The 17,885-nt window shown below is 72.5% G+C and carries 16 protein-coding genes and 2 pseudogenes; 13 read left to right on the top strand and 5 right to left on the bottom strand.

The annotated features are described in order from the left end of the window. Positions 1–59: 59 nt before the first annotated feature. Both AC07F0_RS08535 and AC07F0_RS08530 read left to right on the top strand, forming a co-directional pair. The gene (locus AC07F0_RS08535) at positions 60–1,022 is read left to right on the top strand and encodes a glycoside hydrolase family 6 protein (RefSeq protein WP_478975947.1); all 963 of its coding nucleotides are present in this window, start codon (positions 60–62) and stop codon (positions 1,020–1,022) included. Between the two features lie 83 nt (positions 1,023–1,105). Continuing rightward, a pseudogene (locus AC07F0_RS08530) lies at positions 1,106–1,262 on the top strand (ABC transporter); the annotation flags it as partial. Positions 1,263–1,288: 26 nt separating this feature from the next. On the opposite strand, the pseudogene AC07F0_RS08525 reads toward AC07F0_RS08530, so the two are convergent. Next, positions 1,289–3,372: pseudogene (locus tag AC07F0_RS08525) on the bottom strand (ATP-binding protein); the annotation flags it as partial. A 72-nt stretch (positions 3,373–3,444) separates the two neighbouring features. Continuing rightward, a complete protein-coding gene (locus tag AC07F0_RS08520) occupies positions 3,445–4,833 on the bottom strand; it encodes a glycoside hydrolase family 43 protein (protein WP_478975944.1) in 1,389 nt (462 codons plus the stop codon). A gap of 241 nt (positions 4,834–5,074) precedes the next feature. Between AC07F0_RS08520 and AC07F0_RS08515 the strand changes: the two genes are divergently transcribed. Beyond that, on the top strand, positions 5,075–6,499 hold the full coding sequence (locus AC07F0_RS08515; RefSeq protein ID WP_436729743.1) for an amidase: 1,425 nt from the start codon (positions 5,075–5,077) through the stop codon (positions 6,497–6,499). Between the two features lie 73 nt (positions 6,500–6,572). Then, the gene (locus tag AC07F0_RS08510; RefSeq protein ID WP_478975941.1) at positions 6,573–7,019 is read left to right on the top strand and encodes a type II toxin-antitoxin system PemK/MazF family toxin; all 447 of its coding nucleotides are present in this window, start codon (positions 6,573–6,575) and stop codon (positions 7,017–7,019) included. Here AC07F0_RS08510 and AC07F0_RS08505 read toward each other — a convergent pair. Next, positions 6,973–7,818, bottom strand: coding sequence for a TIGR02452 family protein (locus tag AC07F0_RS08505; protein ID WP_478975939.1), 846 nt, complete (start codon positions 7,816–7,818; stop codon positions 6,973–6,975). The two genes, AC07F0_RS08510 and AC07F0_RS08505, sit on opposite strands and share 47 nt — an antisense overlap. A gap of 291 nt (positions 7,819–8,109) precedes the next feature. Between AC07F0_RS08505 and egtA the strand changes: the two genes are divergently transcribed. From egtA to AC07F0_RS08480, 5 genes are all read left to right on the top strand, one after another. Then, the gene (gene egtA / locus AC07F0_RS08500; protein ID WP_478975936.1) at positions 8,110–9,423 is read left to right on the top strand and encodes an ergothioneine biosynthesis glutamate--cysteine ligase EgtA; all 1,314 of its coding nucleotides are present in this window, start codon (positions 8,110–8,112) and stop codon (positions 9,421–9,423) included. Continuing rightward, positions 9,420–10,757: an ergothioneine biosynthesis protein EgtB gene (gene egtB / locus AC07F0_RS08495; protein WP_478975933.1), complete on the top strand. Its 1,338-nt coding sequence runs from the start codon at positions 9,420–9,422 to the stop codon at positions 10,755–10,757. Before egtA ends, egtB begins: the two co-directional genes overlap by 4 nt. Next, positions 10,757–11,548: an ergothioneine biosynthesis protein EgtC gene (egtC, locus tag AC07F0_RS08490; protein ID WP_478975930.1), complete on the top strand. Its 792-nt coding sequence runs from the start codon at positions 10,757–10,759 to the stop codon at positions 11,546–11,548. The genes egtB and egtC overlap by 1 nt, the downstream gene beginning before the upstream one ends. After that, positions 11,545–12,507 carry an L-histidine N(alpha)-methyltransferase gene (gene egtD, locus AC07F0_RS08485; RefSeq protein ID WP_478975927.1) on the top strand — a complete coding sequence of 321 codons (963 nt, stop codon included), beginning with the start codon at positions 11,545–11,547 and terminating at the stop codon, positions 12,505–12,507. Before egtC ends, egtD begins: the two co-directional genes overlap by 4 nt. A 123-nt stretch (positions 12,508–12,630) precedes the next feature. Further along, positions 12,631–12,846, top strand: coding sequence for a dodecin (locus tag AC07F0_RS08480; protein ID WP_436729736.1), 216 nt, complete (start codon positions 12,631–12,633; stop codon positions 12,844–12,846). A 24-nt stretch (positions 12,847–12,870) separates the two neighbouring features. Here AC07F0_RS08480 and AC07F0_RS08475 read toward each other — a convergent pair whose 3' ends face one another. Together AC07F0_RS08475 and AC07F0_RS08470 are read right to left on the bottom strand one after the other, a co-directional pair. Beyond that, on the bottom strand, positions 12,871–13,116 hold the full coding sequence (locus AC07F0_RS08475) for a twin-arginine translocation signal domain-containing protein (RefSeq protein WP_478975924.1): 246 nt from the start codon (positions 13,114–13,116) through the stop codon (positions 12,871–12,873). Between the two features lie 112 nt (positions 13,117–13,228). Then, entirely contained in the window at positions 13,229–13,723 is a 495-nt protein-coding gene (locus AC07F0_RS08470; protein ID WP_478975921.1) for a phosphatase domain-containing protein, read from the bottom strand. A gap of 240 nt (positions 13,724–13,963) precedes the next feature. Here AC07F0_RS08470 and AC07F0_RS08465 point away from each other — a divergent pair, with 240 nt between their 5' ends. The 4 genes from AC07F0_RS08465 to rpmF all read left to right on the top strand — a co-directional run bounded on the left by AC07F0_RS08465 (position 13,964) and on the right by rpmF (position 17,884). Then, the gene (locus AC07F0_RS08465; protein ID WP_478975918.1) at positions 13,964–15,172 is read left to right on the top strand and encodes a right-handed parallel beta-helix repeat-containing protein; all 1,209 of its coding nucleotides are present in this window, start codon (positions 13,964–13,966) and stop codon (positions 15,170–15,172) included. A 393-nt stretch (positions 15,173–15,565) separates the two neighbouring features. After that, positions 15,566–16,012: a DUF485 domain-containing protein gene (locus tag AC07F0_RS08460; RefSeq protein WP_478975915.1), complete on the top strand. Its 447-nt coding sequence runs from the start codon at positions 15,566–15,568 to the stop codon at positions 16,010–16,012. Then, positions 16,006–17,601, top strand: a complete 1,596-nt coding sequence (locus AC07F0_RS08455; RefSeq protein WP_478975912.1) for a solute symporter family protein — start codon at positions 16,006–16,008, stop codon at positions 17,599–17,601. The genes AC07F0_RS08460 and AC07F0_RS08455 overlap by 7 nt, the downstream gene beginning before the upstream one ends. Positions 17,602–17,713: 112 nt before the next feature. After that, positions 17,714–17,884, top strand: a complete 171-nt coding sequence (gene rpmF, locus AC07F0_RS08450; protein WP_010043581.1) for a 50S ribosomal protein L32 — start codon at positions 17,714–17,716, stop codon at positions 17,882–17,884. Position 17,885 lies beyond the last annotated feature (1 nt).

The raw sequence follows: 17,885 nt of genomic DNA, 5'->3' as shown, positions 1-17,885 counted from the left end.
GCTCAGGTCGCACGACCAGAGCGTGCGACGTCCACCTGCCAGGAAATCGAGGTTCAGTCATGCCCAGACTCCGCGCCTTGGCCGCAGCGCTCCTCGCTCTGCCGCTGGCGTTCGCCGCCGCACCGTCCGCCCACGCCGCCGATCCGACCAGCATGACCAGCGGGTTCTACGTGGATCCCGACTCCAGCGCGAAGAGGTGGACCGCCGCCAACCCCGGTGACGGCCGAGCCGCCGCCATCAACGCCTCCATCGCCAACACCCCGATGGCCCGCTGGTTCGGCTCCTGGAGCGGCACCATCGGCACCGCCACGGGCGGGTACGCGGGAGCGGCGGACCGCGTCGACAAGCTCCCCCTCCTCGTCGCCTACAACATTTACAACCGCGACTACTGCGGCGGGCACTCCGCGGGCGGCGCCGCCTCGCCGTCCGCCTATCGGAGCTGGATAGCCCAGTTCGCCGGCGGTATCGCCAACCGCCCGGCCGTCGTCATCCTGGAACCGGACTCCCTCGGGGACTACGGCTGCATGACCCAGGCCCAGATCGACGAACGCGAAAGCATGCTCACCGGCGCCCTCGCCGAGTTCAACCGCCAGGCCCCCAACACCTGGGTGTACATGGACGCCGGCAATCCACGCTGGACCGACGCGGCGACCATGGCCCGGCGCCTCCACGAAGCCGGCCTCCGGCAGGCCCACGGCTTCTCGCTCAACATCTCCAACTACATCGCCACCGCCGAGAACACCGCCTACGGCAACGCGGTCAACCGTGAACTGAGCGCCCGCTACGGCTACACCAAGCCGTTCGTCGTGGACACCAGCCGCAACGGCAACGGCTCCAACGGCCAGTGGTGCAACCCCTCGGGCCGCCGCATCGGCACCCCCACCCAGTTGGGCGGAGGCGCCGAGATGCTCTTGTGGATCAAGGTTCCGGGCGAGTCCGACGGCAACTGCGGCGTCGGAGGCGGCTCCTCGGCCGGTCAGTTCCTCCCCGAGGTCGCCTACAAGATGATCTACGGCTACTGATGCAGGACTCCCGTGGCCCGGTTTCAGGGTGCTGAAAGCACCCTGAAACCGGGCTGAATGCGCCCTGCCGCAACCTCTGCGGCATGACGACGACATCCCGCTCACTTGCCATCGCGGCCAAGGGGCTGCACAAGGCATACGGGGACAAGACGGTCCTCGACGGCATCGACCTGGCGGTGCCCACGGGCACCGTCTTCTCCCTGCTCGGTCCGAACGGCGCCGGCAAGACCACCGCGTACCGAGGGCGTGCAACACCGTCCCGAATGGCGTACGGCGCGCGGGCCGTAGCCCATGAACAGGCTCGCCGTGCAGAAAACCGCGGCGGCGCGGGCGACTTCGACGTATTCGGGCTCGGGGTGGTAGTGCGACAGCGGCGGGCCGGTGTCCGCGGCGAGGGTGGTGAGGCGGGGGTAGTGGGAGCCGGTGGACCACAGTGCGGCGAGGACGGCGGTGAGGGCGGCGGTGGTGGGGCCGTCCGTACGGGCCAGGGCGTGCCGCAGGGCCGGCACGAGGTTGTCCTGCTCGGCCCTGACCCGCTCCCAGGCGATCAGCGGTTCGGAGCGGAAGAGCCAGTCGTGGTACGCGACCCCGAAGTCCCGAGCCCAGGCGAGGAACCGGCCGATGGCGTCCTCTTCCTCGCCCGCCTCCGCACGCCGGGCCGCGCTGAACTCCCGTCGGTCTCCAGCATCCGGAACCGCACGCCGGCCGGGGTGTCCAAGACGGTGAGCAGCGACTGGTCGGCCAACTGCTCCAGCAGGAACAGCGCGTCCTCGCCCAGTACCTGCTCCGCCGTCTCGCCCGAGAAGCCCCCGGGGAAGGCGGACAGCATGCGCATCGCCGCCCTGGCCTCCTCGGCGAGCAGGTTCCAGCTCCAGTCCACGACCGCGTGCAGGGTGCGGTGGCGCTCCGGCACGTCCCGTGCCCCGCCGCGCAGCAGCGCGAACCGGTCGCCGAGGCGGCGGGCGATCTCCGGCACCGACAGCACGCGCACCCGCGCCGCGGCCAACTCCACGGCGAGCGGCAGCCCGTCGAGGTGGTGGCACAGCTCGGACACGTCTTCCGGCGGCAGTTCCACGCCGGGCCGGGCGGCCCGGGCCGCCCGCTGCGTGAACAGCTCGACCGAGGTGTCCAGCCGGAGTTCCGGCAGCGCGTACACCGCCTCCGACGTGAGGCCCAACGGGGCCCGGCTGGTGGCCAGCACCCGCAGATCCTTCGAGGACGAGACCAGAGCCCGTACGAGGTCGGCGGCACCCTCGATGACCTGCTCGCAGTTGTCCAGCACCAGCAGAGCGGGCCCGGAGCCGAGCACGCCGAGGATGCCGGACACCGGGTCGGCCGGGGCGTGGCCGCCCACGGCGCCGGGCCGTCCCTCGCCCGCGCCGAGCGCGGAAGCCACCTCCACGGCCACGTCCTCGTCCACCGTGACGCCGGCGAGCGGCACGACGTACACCACGCGCTGCTCGGCCCGGCGGCTCACGGCGTGCGCGAGCCGGGTCTTGCCGAGGCCGCCGGGGCCGACGACGGTGACGGCACGCGAGGCGCCCAGCAGCCGCCGCACCGCCGCGATGTCCTCGTCCCGGCCGAGCAGCGGGTTCGGTTCGTGCGGCACGCCGTGTCTGGCCACGGGCGCCTCGCCGCGCAACAGCTCCCGCTGGACGGCCTTGAGCCCGGGGCCCGGATCCAGCCGAGTGTCTCGCGCAGCTCACGGCGGTAGGCCTCGTACCGGGCCAGCGCGGCGGACGGGCCCGCCGTCGCCGCCTCGACGCGCAGCAGCCCGGCGAGTACCTCCTCCGTCGCGCGGATGCTCCGCGGCTGCCGCGGCCAGTGGCCCGGCCGCCTCCGCGTGCCGTCCGAGGCGGGCGAGCGCGAGCGCCCGCGCGCGGACGAGCCTGCCGCGGACGGGGGCGCGCTCGGCGCGCAACACGGCCACGGGGTCCTCGGTGTCGCCGGCCTCGTCAGGGGCGCCCTCCCACAGCGCGAGTCCGGCCTCGGCCGCGGCCAGCGCTCCGGCGTGGTCCCCGGCCCTGGCCCGGTCCGCGCTCGCGGCGGCGTGCAGCAGCAGGGCGGAGGTGTCGACCTGGTCCTCGGCGAGAGTGAGCCGGTATCCGGTCGGCGTGCTCGCGATGACGTCGGCGCCCAGCTGCGCCCGCGCCCTGGACACGAGGACCTGCACCGCCTTCGCCGGCCGCTCGGGCAGCTGGTCCGGCCACAGCCCCGCCACCAGGCGCTCGGTGCTGCAGCCCGTGCGCAGGTCGCCGGCGAGCAGCGCGAGGAGGCCGCGGAGCCGGGGCGCGGTGATCTCCTGTCCGCGATGGGCGACACGCGGCAGGAGGGTGAGGTCGGTGGTCACGCGTGCAGATTAGCCAAGGTGCCCTCCACGACCGTCTCTTCACGCCCCCGCACCGGTCAGCAGATGGGCGGCTCAGCCCCAGGCGGTCACCGGCACGAACGAGCTGTCCTGGCGGAACTGGTCCGTCCCGTCGGCGCGTTCCACGCGGAGCTGGTAGGCGTAGTGGCGCAGGTAGTACCCGGGGTAGTTGTACGACTCGAAGCGGACGGCGCCCGACGCCGTGCCGGTCCGGAGGACGAACGTGGCGTCCTTGGCGAACGTGCTCGTGCCGTCGTTCGGGTCGAAGCGGGCGCGGAAGTCCCAGTGGCGCAGGTAGTTGCCGGCCGCGTCGCGGAAGGAGTAGCCGCCGGCGTCGGCCAGGCCGGCGACGACCGTGAAGGTGGCGGCCTGCTTCTCGGCGGTGGTGCTGGAGCCGCTGACCACGGGCAGGTTGAGGAGTGCGGACTGCTGCTGCCAGTAGCGGGTCGGGTAGTTGGCCGACCGGAAGGAGCGGGTGGTGTTGCGGGCGAGGCTCGGGCCGCCGGAGACCGTCTCCTTGACGACCGTGAAGTGCCGGGCCGTTCCGGAGATGCCGGGGAGCGCGGCCGGTGCCGTCCAGGTGGCGAAGGTGTCGTAGCTGTCGGAGTAGTAGTAGCTGCCGTCGCCGTAGCCGTCGAAGAAGATGCGCCAGCCGTCGTTGTCGAGCCGCACCAGCGCCGGGCCCTCGCGGTAGCTGCCCCAGCCCGCCCAGTCGCCCGTCCTGCGGATCGTGTACGGGCCGGTGAGGTTCGAGGCGGTGGCGTACTCGATGTACTTCGTCGTCTCGTTCTTCGGGAAGGCGTGGTAGGTCGAGCCGATCTTCACGATGAACGTGTCGATGTGGTTGGCGCCGATGCCCGCGAGCGCGACCGGTGTACTCCACGCCGTCAGGGCCGAGTTGGTGGCCCTGAGCAGATACGGCGTGAAGATCCACTCGTCGTTCGTGGTGGAGCAGGACACGATGACGCTGACGCTGCCGTCACTGTCGACGAACCACTCGGGCGCCCAGGCGCGGGAGAGGTTCGCGACGGGGACGGTGTAGTCGTACAGGAACGTCCAGTTGACGCGGTCGGAACTGCGGGCGAAACCGATGGTCCTGCTGGTGTCCTGCCAGGTGTGCGTGGTGTAGGTGACGTAGTAGTAGCCGTCGGTGTGTCTGATGACGCTCGCGTCGCGGATCCGGTTCGCGGGTGGTGTGTACGCGGAGGAGCGCAACAGCCGGAAGTCGGTGGCGTCGTCCGACTGGTAGACGTTGACCGTGCCGTCGTTGCTGTCGAGGAACGGCACGATCGTGTAGCGCGTGGCGGAGCCGTTCGGGGGCGCTGCGGCCAGGGCGCTGCCCAGGAGTCCGGGCGCCTCCCCCAGCAGCACCGCCGAGGCGGGCAGGGCGGCCAGGGCACGCAGGAGCGTACGGCGGGACGGGGGGGCGGGGTTTGAGGTCACGGGCGGCTCTCCCTGGGACACAGGGATCGATATGCCGAACAAGGTTCGGCAACTCGATCAGACGTGGGGGATCAGAAAGTAAGGGCGAGGCAGAGAGGCGTCAATGGTTTGAACAGGAGCGGATGAGCCCAGTGAGGTAGATGTGGGCCGGTGGGTGGACATCCATTCCGGTCGTCGGCGTTCCGCCACCGGCCATCGGACGTTACCGTTCGGTAGAGAGGTCGCTTCCGGAGGTGTCCGCATGACGCTCGACCGTCCCGCAGGCCTGGCGGAGACCGCCCGTGCGCTGGCCGCCGGGGATGTGACGTCCCGGGCGCTGGTCGAGCGGACGCTGGCGCGGATCGAGGCGACGCAGAGCACCATCAACGCCTTCCGGATCGTCCGGGCCGAGGCTGCTCTCGCCGAGGCCGAGGCCGCCGACCGGGAACTCGCCGCGGGTGTGCGCAGGCCGCTGCTCGGGGTGCCCGTCGCCGTGAAGGACGACATGGACGTGGCCGGTGAGCCGACCGCCTTCGGCTGCTGCGGGGAGTTCCCGCCGGTCGCCGAGGACGGCGAGGCGGTGCGGCGGCTGCGCGCGGCCGGGGCCGTGATCGTCGGCAAGACCAACACCTGCGAGTTCGGGCAGTGGCCCTTCACCGAGGGGCCGGCCTTCGGCGCCACGCGCAATCCGTGGAGCACGGCCCATACGCCGGGTGGCTCCTCGGGCGGCTCGGCCGCCGCGGTCGCCGCCGGTCTGGTGCCCGCCGCGCTCGGCTCGGACGGGGCCGGCTCGGTGCGGATCCCGGCCGCGTGGACCCATCTGGTCGGCATCAAGCCGCAGCGCGGCCGCGTCTCCACCTGGCCGCGCGGCGAGTCCTTCCAGGGCATCACCGTCAACGGCACCCTGGCCCGTACGGTCGCCGACGCTGCCCTGCTGCTGGACGCGGCGAGCGGCAACCACGCGCAGGACCCGCACCGGCCCCCGGCCGTCGACGCCTCGGCCGCCGTCGGTCGCGACCCCGGGCGGTTGCGCATCGCGCTCGCCCTCAAGCCGCCGTTCACGGCCGTTCCCGCCCGGCTCCTGCCTCAGGTGCGGACCCGGGTCGTGGAACTCGCCGAGCGGCTGGCGGCGTTGGGACACACGGTCGAGGAGGCGGACCCGCCGTACGGGCAGATCGGGCTGACCTTCGTGCCGCGCGCGACGGCCGGGATCGCCGAGCGAGTGGCCGAGGCACCCTTCCCGGCGCTGCTGGACCGGCGCACGCTGGGAGCGGCCAGGCTGGGCCGGCTGCTCGGCGGGGCGCCGCTGCGGGCGGCCCGGCGGGCCGAGACCGTCCTGCACCGTCGTATCGGCGGGTTCTTCACCTCGTACGACGTCGTCCTCGCGCCGACCACCGCCGCTCCCCCGCCCCGGATCGGCGCCCTGCTGGAACTCAGCGGCTTCGCCACCGACCGGGCGATGATCGCCGCCTGCCCGTACGCCTGGCCGTGGAACGTGCTGGGCTGGCCGGGCGTCAACGTGCCCGCCGGTTTCACGGCGGACGGCCTGCCCGTCGGGGCCCAGTTGCTGGGCCCGGCGAACAGCGAACCGCTTCTGGTGCAGGTGGCGGCACAGTTGGAGGCTCAGCTGCGCTGGCACGAGAAGTGGCCTGCGCCGCCGGTCGCCGAACCTTCGGCTGCCGCCTGAGCGACCGTGCGGGGTTTCACCGGGCGGGCCGGTCGGTGGCCGGGGGCACGGGAGCAACGTCTAGGGTGCCCGCGTGACCGCGTTTACCGATGAGAACGTCCCGGGCCGCTCCGGCCCCACCGCCACCACTCAGGCCGATCCGCGCGAGGCGGGCCGGGTGCGCACCGAGTACTCGCCCGCGCACGACGGCGACCCCGACCCCGGCGAGATCGTCTGGACGTGGGTGCCCTTCGAGGAGAACGACGGGCGCGGCAAGGACCGCCCGGTGCTCGTGGTCGCCCGCGAGCCGGCGGGGACGTTCCTCGCCGTGCAGTTGTCCAGCAAGCGGCACGACGGCGATCGGGAGTGGGTGCCGATCGGCAGCGGACCGTGGGACCGGTCGGGCCGCGAGTCGTGGGTCGATGTGGACCGGGTCCTGCGTCTGCACGAGGACGGCATGCGCCGGGAGGCCTGCGCTCTGGACCGTATGCGGTTCAACCTCGTCCGGCACCGGCTGCGGGAGCGCTACGGCTGGAACTGAAAGCCCGTTCGAAAGCGCCCCGCACCGCGGCGCCGGGCGTTCGGTCCAGCACCCCGAACACCACCTGCTCGAAGGCGCCCGCGAAGCGCCCGCCGGGCTCCAGCAGCGTCCGGAACGCCCCGGCGACCTGCGCCGGGTCGTTGCGGAAGACGCCGCATCCCCAGGCGCCCAGCACCAGGCGCCGGTAGCCGTGGGCGGCGGCCGTCTCCAGGACCCGTTCGGCGCGGACGGCCAGGGCCCGCGGCAGTTCCGGGGCTCGTTCGGGTGCCGTCCGGTGCACCACGCCCGCGTTGGGCGCCGCCGCGGTCAGGAAACCGGCGGTGTACGGCTCGTCCAGCAGGCGGCCCCGGTCGTCGCGGAAGACGGGCACGGCGGGTGAGTGGATGACACGGTCCGTGTAGAACGGGTCGCGGTGGGCGCGATGGTGGTCGTAGAACGCGCGGGCTCGGAGCAGGCAGGTGTACAGCGCGGAGGCCCGGCACAGGGCTTCTTCCTGGGCCTGGGCGCCGTTGAGGTAACCGCCGCCGGGGTTGCGGGCCGAGGCGAAGTTCAGGGCGGCCACGTGTCCGCCGAGCCGGCGGGCGGCCTCCAGGCTGCTCTCGCCCGTGACCTCGACCAGCGTCCGAGTCACCCGGACGGAGGGCACCGGCACCGGTTCCGGACCGTACATGCGCGTGCCCTCGCGGGCCGCCCGGAGTTCGGCCGCGAGGGACACCTCGCGCCCGTCCGGCGCCCGGTAGGCGCCCGCCGCCACGATGTGCTCGGTCTGCTGCGCGACACCGCGCAGGCGCGCGCTCACGGCGCCACCCCCGTGTGCGCCGTGACCGCGTGCCGCGCGGCAGGTTTTGTCGTGCTCACGCAGCCATCGTGAGCGATGCCGGACCCGCGGTGCAACGGAGTTTTCGCCATCGGAGAACACCGGGGAAAGCGCCGGGAAACGCCCGGTCGAGCCGGATGACCGCCCCGGAACGCCCCGCTACGCCCCCTTGTGCCGAGCGACACGAGGGACTTGGGTGGGACGAGTGATCCCGGCCCGGGCCGCCGAAGCGCCCGAACCGGTGGCATGGTGGAATCTCAGGAGGATCCCGACATGTCCGATGCGCCCACTGCCCCGGCGGGTGGCTGTACCCAGCCGCACACCGCCCTGTCCGAAGCCGAGGTCGAAGCTCTGGTCCGCGGCATCTGCTTCAAGACCGGCCCGCCGCGCCGCCTCGGCGTCGAGGTGGAATGGCTCGTCCACGAGCTGCGCGCACCGCAGCTCCCCGTCACACCCGAACGACTCGACGCGGCCTACGCCGCACTGCGGCCCCTGTCCCTGAGGTCGGCGCTCACCGTGGAGCCCGGCGGCCAGCTGGAGCTGAGCTCGCCCCCCGCCGACTCGCTGACGGACGTCATCGCCACCGTCTCCGCCGACCTCGACGCCGTCCGCGCGGTCCTGCGCGAGAACGACCTCACGCTGGTCGGCCTCGGCCACGATCCCTGGCACGAACCCCGCCGGTTCCTGCGCGAACCGCGCTACGACGCCATGGAGGCCTGCCTCGACCGCGACGGCCCCTCCGGCCGCGCCATGATGTGCGCCTCGGCCTCCGTGCAGGTGTGCGTGGACGCCGGCCACGAGGAGCCCGGACCCCTCGGCCATGTGCGGCGCTGGTGGCTGGCCCATCACCTGGGCGCTGTCCTGGTGGCCGTGTTCGCCAACTCCCCGCTCGCCGGTCACCGGCCGACCGGCTGGCTGTCCACCCGGCAGCTGATGTGGACCCGGATCGGCGCCGGCCGGGCGGGCGGACCGCCCCTGGACGCCGACCCGCGCGGCGCCTGGGCCCGGCACGTGCTGGACTCACCGGTGATGTGCGTACGGCGCGACGGCGGGCCCTGGGACGTCCCGGAGGGGCTCAGCTTCCGCGAGTGGATCCGCACGGGCGCCCCCAGGCCGCCCACGCGGGAGGACCTCGACTACCACGTCACGACGCTGTTCCCGCCGGTCAGGCCGCGCGGCCACCTCGAACTGCGCATGATCGACGCGCAGCCCGGCGACGACGGCTGGATCGTGCCGCTGGCCGTGACCGCGGCGCTGTTCGACGACCCGGAGGCCGCCGAGACCGCCTACCGGGCCGTGAAGCCGCTGGCCGAGCGCACACTCGGGCTGCCCGCGCCGCACAACCCGCTGTGGGTCGACGCGGCCCGCAGCGGGCTGGCCGACGCCGAACTGCGCGAGGTGGCCGTCACGTGCTTCACGGCCGCGCTGGAGGCCCTGCCCCGGCTCGGCGCCGGACCCGAGGTCGTCGAGGCCGTCACGGCCTATCTGGACCGCCATGTCGTCCTGGGCCGCTGCCCCGCCGACGACCTGCTCGACCGACAGCGCGGCACGGACGGTCGCGCCCACGGGAAGGACCCGCGCTCATGACCGACACCAGCCCGGCTGTCGACCCCGGCACCACCGACCCCGAGGCCCTGCGCGAGCGGGCGGTCGCCTCTCTGGTGCTCGCCCGCGACCGCACCACCCTGCTGACGAGCTGCGTCGAGGACCCGGACCTGACCGCGCAGCACTCGCCGCTGATGTCGCCGCTCGTGTGGGACCTGGCGCACATCGGCAACCAGGAGGAGCAGTGGCTGCTGCGGGCCGTCGCCGGACACGAGGCGATACGGCCCGAGATCGACGGCCTCTACGACGCCTTCGAGCATCCGCGGGCCGAGCGGCCGAAGCTGCCCCTGCTGTCACCGGCCGAGGCACGCACGTACGCGGCCGATGTCCGTGGCCGCGCCCTGGACGTGCTGGAGAAGGCCGCGTTCCACGGGACGCGGCTGACGGAGGCCGGGTTCGCCTTCGGAATGATCGCGCAGCACGAACAGCAGCACGACGAGACCATGCTGATCACCCATCAGCTGCGCCGGGGTCCGCAGGCGCTGACCGCGCCCGACCCGGAGCCGGTGCCGCTGTTCACCGGACCGTCCGAAGTCCTCGTCCCCGGCGGCCCGTTCACGATGGGCACCTCCGACGAGCCGTGGGCCCTGGACAACGAACGGCCCGCGCACCGGCGTGAGGTGGCGCCCTTCCGGATCGACACCACGCCGGTGACGAACGGCGCCTACCAGGCGTTCATCGACGACGGCGGCTACGACGACCCGCGCTGGTGGACCGCGGACGGCTGGGCCCACATCCGCCGGAACTCCCTCACGGCCCCGCTGTTCTGGCGGCGGGACGGCGGGCAGTGGCTGCGGCGGCGCTTCGGCGTCACCGAGGTCGTCCCGCCGGACGAGCCGGTGCTGCACGTGTGCTGGTACGAGGCCGACGCCTACGCCCGCTGGGCGGGACGCCGGCTGCCCACCGAGGCCGAGTGGGAGAAGGCGGCCCGGTACGACCCGGCCGGCGACCGCTCGATGCGCTACCCGTGGGGCGACGCCGCCCCGGGGCCCGAGCACGCCAACCTCGGCCAGCGGCATCTGCGCCCGGCGCCGGCCGGTAGCTACCCGGCCGGCGAGTCGCCGCTCGGCGTACGGCAGTTGATCGGCGACGTGTGGGAGTGGACGGCGAGCGACTTCCTGCCCTATCCGGGGTTCAGGGCGTTCCCGTACAAGGAGTACTCGGAGGTCTTCTTCGGGTCCGACTACAAGGTGCTGCGCGGCGGTTCGTTCGCCGTGGACGCGGTGGCCTGCCGGGGCACGTTCCGCAACTGGGACCACCCGATCCGGCGGCAGATCTTCTCCGGGTTCCGCACGGCCCGCTCGGAGGACGTCTGATGTGCCGTCATGTGGCGTACGTGGGACCGGCGGAGCCGCTCGGCCGGTTCCTCGTGGAGCCCCCGCACGGCCTGTACCGGCAGTCGTGGGCGCCCCGGCGGCAGCGGTACGGGACGGTCAACGCCGACGGTTTCGGCATGGGCTGGTACGCCGAGGGCGACCCGGTGCCGGCGCGCTACCGCCGGGCCGGGCCGATCTGGGCGGACCTGTCGTTCGCCGACCTCGCCCGGGTCGTACGGTCCACCGCACTGCTCGCCGCGGTGCGGGACGCGACCCTGTCGGGCGCGGACGCGGAGGCCGCGGCGGCGCCGTTCGCGGCGGGGACCTGGCTGTTCAGCCACAACGGAGCGGTCAGGGGCTGGCCCGGATCGCTCGCGCCGGTGTCCCGCACGCTGCCGCCGGAGGACCTGTTGTCGCTGGAGGCCCGCAACGACTCGGCGCTCGTGTGGGCCCTGGTCCTGGCCCGGCTCAGGAGCGGCGACGAGCAGGGCCAGGCGCTGGCCGACACGGTTGTGGAGGTCGCCGCCGCGGCCCCCGGTTCCCGGCTCAACCTCCTGCTCACCGACGGCGACACCGTCACCGCGACCGCCTGGGGCGACACGCTCTGGTATCTCACCCGGCCCGGCGGCGGCACCGTCGTGGCCTCGGAGCCCTACGACGACGATCCGCACTGGCAGGAGGTGCCCGACCGCACGCTGCTCGCGGCGAGCCGCACGGACGTGCTGCTCACGCCGCTGAAGGAGCCGGCCGACACCTTCGTGCCCGCCTCACCCAAGGAGCCCCGTACGTGAGCCCGTTCCATCTCACCCGCACGCTGCCCGAGGACGCCACGGACGCCGCGCTGCGCGCCGACGTCCACCGGGGCCTGACCGGCCGCCCCAAGACGCTGCCGCCGAAGTGGTTCTACGACGCGCACGGCAGTGACCTGTTCGAGAAGATCACCGAACTGCCCGAGTACTACCCGACGCGCGCCGAACGGGAGATCCTCGTCGCGCGGTCCGGCGACATCGCCGCGGCGACCCGGGCCCGCACCCTGGTCGAGCTCGGCTCCGGTTCCTCGGAGAAGACGCGGCATCTGCTCGACGCCCTGACGGACCTGCACACCTACGTCCCCGTCGACGTCAGCGAGAGCGCCCTCACCCAGGCCGGGCAGGCGCTCGCCGCCGAGCGGCCGGGGCTCGACGTGCACGCGCTGATCGCCGACTTCACCGCGGAACTGACGCTGCCGAAGACGCCGGGGCCCCGGCTGGTGGCGTTCCTCGGCGGCACGATCGGCAACCTGCTGCCTGCGGAGCGCGCCGCGTTCCTGGCGTCCGTGCGGGCCCTGCTCGCCCAGGGCGACGCGCTGCTGCTGGGCACGGACCTGGTCAAGGACGAGGAGGTGCTGGTCCGGGCGTACGACGACGCGGCCGGGGTGACGGCCGCGTTCAACAAGAACGTGCTCACCGTGATCAATCGCGAGCTGGGCGCCGACTTCGAGCCCGCCGCGTTCGACCACCTGGCCCTGTGGGACGCCGGGCACGAGTGGATCGAGATGCGGCTGCGCTCCCGTACGGCGCAGACCGTGAAGGTGCCGGCGCTCGACCTCGCCGTGGACTTCGCGGCGGGCGAGGAGCTGCGCACCGAGGTGTCGGCGAAGTTCCGGCAGGAGGGTGTGCGGAGCGAACTGTCCGCGGCGGGGCTGGACCTGTCCCACTGGTGGACGGACGAGGCGGGCCGGTTCGCGCTCTCGCTGAGCGTGGTGCGCTGACATCTGTGGCACCCCTGTACCCCCTGGACGGCGGCGGGGCGGGAGACCACGTCTCGCGCTTCGCCGCCGCTTGGGGCACGGTGGAGTGACGTGTGACACCCGTCACTGAAGAGGAGCAGCGGCATGTCGAACCACACCTACCGGGTCACGGAGATCGTCGGCACCTCCCCCGACGGCGTCGACGAAGCCATCCGCAACGGCATCGACCGTGCCTCGCAGACGCTGCGCAACCTGGACTGGTTCGAGGTGACGCAGGTGCGCGGGCAGCTGGAGGGCGGGCAGATCGCGCACTGGCAGGTGGGGCTGAAGGTGGGCTTCCGGCTGGAGGAGGCCGAGTAGTCCGCCGCGCTGCGAAGGGCCGGCTCAGCCCGGCAGGGGTGCCGAGGTGGAGCGGCCCGGCTGCCTGCCCTCCGGCGGGTAGTCGCAGTCGATGCTGCTCACCTCGCGGTCGCCGTCCTCGGAGTCGACGATCGCCACACCCGTGCAGGCCCGGCCATGCTCGTCGGTCCAGGTGACGATCTCGCTCCGGTCGGGCTTCGCGCAGCCGGTGAGCAGTACGGCGCCGGCGAGCGCGGCTGCCGCGAGCACGCCCCTGCGACTTCCCTTCATGGCATCCCCCGTTTGTCCACTGTCCGCTGTCCGGGCACGAGTGCGCCGGTGCGTCCTGGTTCCTGGGCAAGGAGATACCCGCCGGAGGTAAACGCTCCGCCAACGCGCGCTCTCAGGTGCGCCCTTCCCGCTCCTGCGCCACCTTCAGCTCGGCGGACCGGGTGGCCCAGTCGGCCCGTACGACGGTGAAGCCTGCGCGCCGGGCGTCCTCGCAGACCAGCTCGTCGTCGTCCACGAGGACGCGGATCTCGCGTGTGCGGGCGAGCCGCCGCAGGATCTCCAGCTTGGTGAACCGGGCGGGCCGGCGGTCGGCGTCGCGCCGCATGTACACCCGCCCCTCGGGCAGTTCCTGCGCGGCGAGCCAGTCGAGCGTGTCGCGCCGGCAGCGCTCGGGCCGCCCGGTGAGGTAGACGATCTCGCACTCCCGCGCGCTCTTCCTGACCAGCGCGATGCCCTCCGGGAGGGGCGGGTCCTGGGGCGCCGCCGAGAAGAACCCGTCCCAGTCCCGCGGCCGGCGCTCCAGGAACCGTTGCCGGTGCGCGGTGTCGGCGAGGGTGTTGTCCAGGTCGAACACGGCCAGCGGGGCCACACGGCGATCGTCACTCACGCAGCCCACCCTAGGCCGTCCGGCGGTTCTCGTCGTCCGCCCCGGGTGGAGAACACGAGACCGCACCTGGAGCCCGTCCCCCGCCCAGCCCGTAGCCCGAAGGAACGGGAACCCCGTCCGCGGCCGACACGAACACCCTGCCGGACCCTCGCTCGCGGCGGCCTCCCGTACCCCGGCAACCTTCACCTCCCGGGCGGCCACTGGTCTGCGACACCCACGCAGGTACAGGCAGGAGGCCGTATGCGCAACGTGAGGATCTGGTCGATGGCGGTGGCGGGGGCCGCGGTGGCCATGGGGCTGGGCGGGCCGGCGGGGCCGGCGGCCGCGGCGGGGACGACCCTGGTCGTGGCACCCGGCGGGGACGACTCCGGCCCGGGCACGCTCGACCGGCCGCTGAGGACGATTCAGCGGGCGGTGGACCTGGCGAGGCCCGGCGACACCATCAGCGTGCGCGGCGGGACGTACGCCCTCACCGACAACATCACCATCACCACCTCGGGGACCGCCTCCCAGCCCATCACCCTCGCGCCCCACCAGGGCGAGCGCGTGGTCGTCGACGGGGAGAAGCTGCCCGCCGGCCACACCCCGGTCGGCGGCAGCATCCCGCGTGCCGAGCGCGGGGCGGTCCACATGGAGGCGTCGCACTGGCGGATCTCGGGCCTGGAGATCGTCAACGGCCCGTACGGCGTGTACTGCGACGGCTGCGACAGCAACGTCTTCGCGCGCCTGAGCACGCACGACAACTACGAGTCCGGCTTCCAGCTCCAGGGCGCCTCCCGTGACAATCAGATCCTGAACCTGGACAGTTACGGCAACCGCGACCCCCGGAAGAACGGCGAGAGCGCCGACGGCCTGGCCGTCAAGGAGGGCAGCGGTTCGGGCAACGTCGTGCGCGGCGCCCGGCTGTGGAACAACGTCGACGACGGCTTCGACGCCTGGAAGTTCACCTCCCCGGTCACGATCGAGAACACGGTGGCGTACGGCAACGGCTTCAACCGCTGGAACTTCCCCGACTTCGCGGGCGACGGGAACGGCTTCAAACTCGGCGGCGGCAGCCCGGCCCCGGCCGTGGCCCACACCGTCCGGGGCAGCGTCGCGTTCAAGAACGCCAAGCACGGATTCACCGACAACGGCAACCCGGGCTCCCTCGCCCTGAGTCGCAACTCCACGTTCGCCAACGCCGGTACGGGCTTCGACGCCGACATCTCGGGCGGGACCGCCAGGCTCACCGGCAACCTCTCCGTCGTGGACCAGCGTCCGGCGGCCGTCGGGTCCGGGACGGTCGCCAGCGGCAACTCATGGAACCTCGGCGGGACTTGGGACGCCGCCTCGGTCCTGGGCACCGACCCGGCCCCCCTCACCGGCCCCCGCGCGGCGGACGGCTCGCTGCCGAAGGCGCCGGCGTTCCTCGTCCCCCGGTCCGGCACCGCCGTCGGCGCCCGCTTCTGACCGGTCCGGCCGGAGAAATGGTCCGTACTGTTTACCGGCCGGCCTTTCCCCAGCAGGCCGGCGGGCAGCAGCGCCCACCTTTGACCGTGGCGTGAACGAGCCGTGGACAGCCGTCAATTGCTCCTCACAGTTGATGGCTCAAGGACCGCACTGACATACTCCGCATTCAGCCTCGCCCCCACCCGTGGGCGGGGCTGGCCGGGGATCTCCACACAGAACCCCGAGGCAGTCCGCGTGAATCCGAACAGCGGTTTTTTCGGTTTCACGAGACCCCCACAGAGCCCGCACCCCCGCAGTGCGCCCGGCGTCCCTCCACCCTGCTCGAAAGCCGGACGAGACCACTGACTCGAAGGGGTCGAGTGCGGGGCACGAAGCAGCGAAGAAGGTGCGCCTGTGCCCGAATTTCCACCGCGACGGGATGACACTCCCACATTCCCACTTCCGCACATCGAACACACTCCGCCGACCCGTATATCCGATCATCCCGAATTTCACTCCCTGCGTCGCGCGCACCGCCGGTTCGGCACCCGGGCGACGATCCTGTCGGTCGGCGGATTCCTGCTGTATGTGCTGTTGTCGAGTTTTGTGCCCGCGGTGATGAACCAGCCGCTGTTCGGCCATCTCACGATCGGACTCACCCTCGGTCTCGGCCAGTTCGTCATCATGGGTGTGACCGCGTGGTGCTACGTCCGGCACATGCGCACCCGCGTCGATCCGCTCGCCCGCGGACTGAGGTCCCGGCAGCACGAGCACGACAGCCGCCGCGCCCGCTCGGCGACACCCCCTCAGGCGACCGGGCAGCCCGCCCAGCCCGGCACGAGGGGGTTCCGCACGTGGTGACGCTCGCCGCCATCGACGACAGCAGCCTCCAGCTGACGTTCGTCCTGTTCCTGACCGTGGTCGTGATCACCCTGTTCACGGCACTGCTGACGGCGCCTCAGCGCGACGAGATCAGCGAGTTCTACCTCGGCAACCGCGCCATGTCGCCGCTGCGCAACGGCCTCGCCATGTGCGGCGACTACCTGTCCGCGGCCACCCTGCTGGGCAGCACCGGACTGGTCGCCCTCACCGGGTACGACGGGCTGATGTACCTCGGCGGCACGACCGTCGCCTGGATGATGGTGCTGCTGCTCATCGCCGAACCCCTGCACCGCACGGGCAAGTTCACCCTGGGCGACACGGTGGCGCTGCGCCTGACCCGGCAGCAGCGTCCGGTGCGGGTCGCGCTGGCCGTCTGCATCCTGGCGATCGCGACCCTCTACCTGGTGGCTCAACTCGTGGGCAGCGTCGCCCTGCTGACCCAGTTCACCGGCGCGCCGAGCGGCACCACCCGCACCCTGTGCGTGGTCGTGATCGGCACCTTCGTGATCCTCTACGCCTCCCTCGGCGGTATGCCCGGAGCGACGGTCATCCAGATCATCAAGGCCGTGATGCTGATCGTGGGCGTGCTGTTCACGGCGGGCTGGGTGCTCTACCGCTTCGACTGGAACCCCGACGCCCTGCTCGCAAGGGCGGCCGACCGCAGCGGAACGGGCCTGAGCTTCCTCGAACCCGGGCTGCGCTACGGCGGCACCGTCAGCAACAAGCTGGACTTCCTCAGCCTCGAACTGGCCATCGTCCTCGGTCTCGCCGCCCTGCCGCACGTGCTGATGCGGCTGCTCGCTCCACGCACCAGCGGCGTCCTGCGCTCCTCCGTGCTGTGGGCCATCGGCCTGGTCGGCGCGGTCTGCTTCGGGGCCGGCATCCTCGGCCTCGGCGCCACCGCACTCCTCGGCCGGGACGCCATCGAGAGCACGGACCGCACCGGCAACGCCTCCGTCCTGCTGCTCGCGCACGAGCTGGGCGGCAGTGTCCTGACCGCGCTGCTGACCTGCCTGGCGTATCTGACCCTGCTCGCCGTGGCGGTGGGCCTCACCCTGGCCGCGGCCTCGTCCCTGGCTCACGACCTGTACGGCGAGGTGATCCGCAAGGGCCGGGCGAGCGAGACGGAGGAGCTGACCGTCGCCCGGCTGTCCGGGGCGGTCATCGGCATCCTCGGCATCCTGCTCGCTCTCGTCGCCTGGGGGGCGAACACCGCGACGCTCGCGTTCCTCGCGTTCGCCATCGCGGCGTCCGCGATCCTGCCGACGATCATCTACACCCTCTTCTGGCGCCGCTTCACGGCGAAGGGAGCACTGCTCAGCCTCTACGGCGGTCTGCTCTGCTCCGTCCTGCTCGCCGTGTTCTCCCCCGTCGTCTCCTCCGCCCCGGCCTCGTTCTACCCCGAGGTCGACTTCGCCTGGTTCCCGCTCCAGAACCCCGGCATCGTCTCCATCCCCGTGGGCTTCCTGCTGGGCTGGCTCGGCACGGTGCTGGACAAGGGCCCGGCCGAGGAGAGCACCGCACACGAGGAGTTCGAGGTGCGGATGCTCGTGGGCGCCGACGACTGACGCACCGGACCGGGACACCGGCCACGGGCCACGAGGCACCGAGGACACGAATTGTTAATGGGATCCATTTTCATGTAGCGTCCTCGGTGCCTGCCCACCGAGGAGGAGTCCCATGGCTGTACCGAAGCGGAAGATGTCCCGCAGCAACACCCGTCACCGCCGCGCCCAGTGGAAGGCCGCCACGCCGACCCTGGTGCCGGTCACCGTCGACGGCGTCCGTCACCTCGTACCGCAGAACCTGGTCAAGGCCTACGAGCGCGGCCTGCTGCGCCCCGAGGGCTGAC

The organism is Streptomyces sp. NPDC045955 (assembly GCF_056430805.1).
The sequence above is the reverse complement of the archived record's forward strand: the minus strand, read 5'-3'. Positions and strand labels throughout refer to the sequence as shown.

Bases quoted from the DNA above. Each gene is read 5' to 3' on its own strand.
- egtB (WP_478975933.1), top strand. From the start codon at position 9,420: ATGACCGACACCAGCCCGGCTGTCGACCCCGGCACCACCGACCCCGAG.
- AC07F0_RS08480 (WP_436729736.1), top strand. From the start codon at position 12,631: ATGTCGAACCACACCTACCGGGTCACGGAGATCGTCGGCACCTCCCCC.
- AC07F0_RS08515 (WP_436729743.1), top strand. From the start codon at position 5,075: ATGACGCTCGACCGTCCCGCAGGCCTGGCGGAGACCGCCCGTGCGCTG.
- AC07F0_RS08465 (WP_478975918.1), top strand. From the start codon at position 13,964: ATGCGCAACGTGAGGATCTGGTCGATGGCGGTGGCGGGGGCCGCGGTG.
- egtA (WP_478975936.1), top strand. From the start codon at position 8,110: ATGTCCGATGCGCCCACTGCCCCGGCGGGTGGCTGTACCCAGCCGCAC.
- AC07F0_RS08535 (WP_478975947.1), top strand. From the start codon at position 60: ATGCCCAGACTCCGCGCCTTGGCCGCAGCGCTCCTCGCTCTGCCGCTG.
- rpmF (WP_010043581.1), top strand. From the start codon at position 17,714: ATGGCTGTACCGAAGCGGAAGATGTCCCGCAGCAACACCCGTCACCGC.
- egtC (WP_478975930.1), top strand. From the start codon at position 10,757: ATGTGCCGTCATGTGGCGTACGTGGGACCGGCGGAGCCGCTCGGCCGG.
- AC07F0_RS08475 (WP_478975924.1), bottom strand. From the start codon at position 13,116: ATGAAGGGAAGTCGCAGGGGCGTGCTCGCGGCAGCCGCGCTCGCCGGC.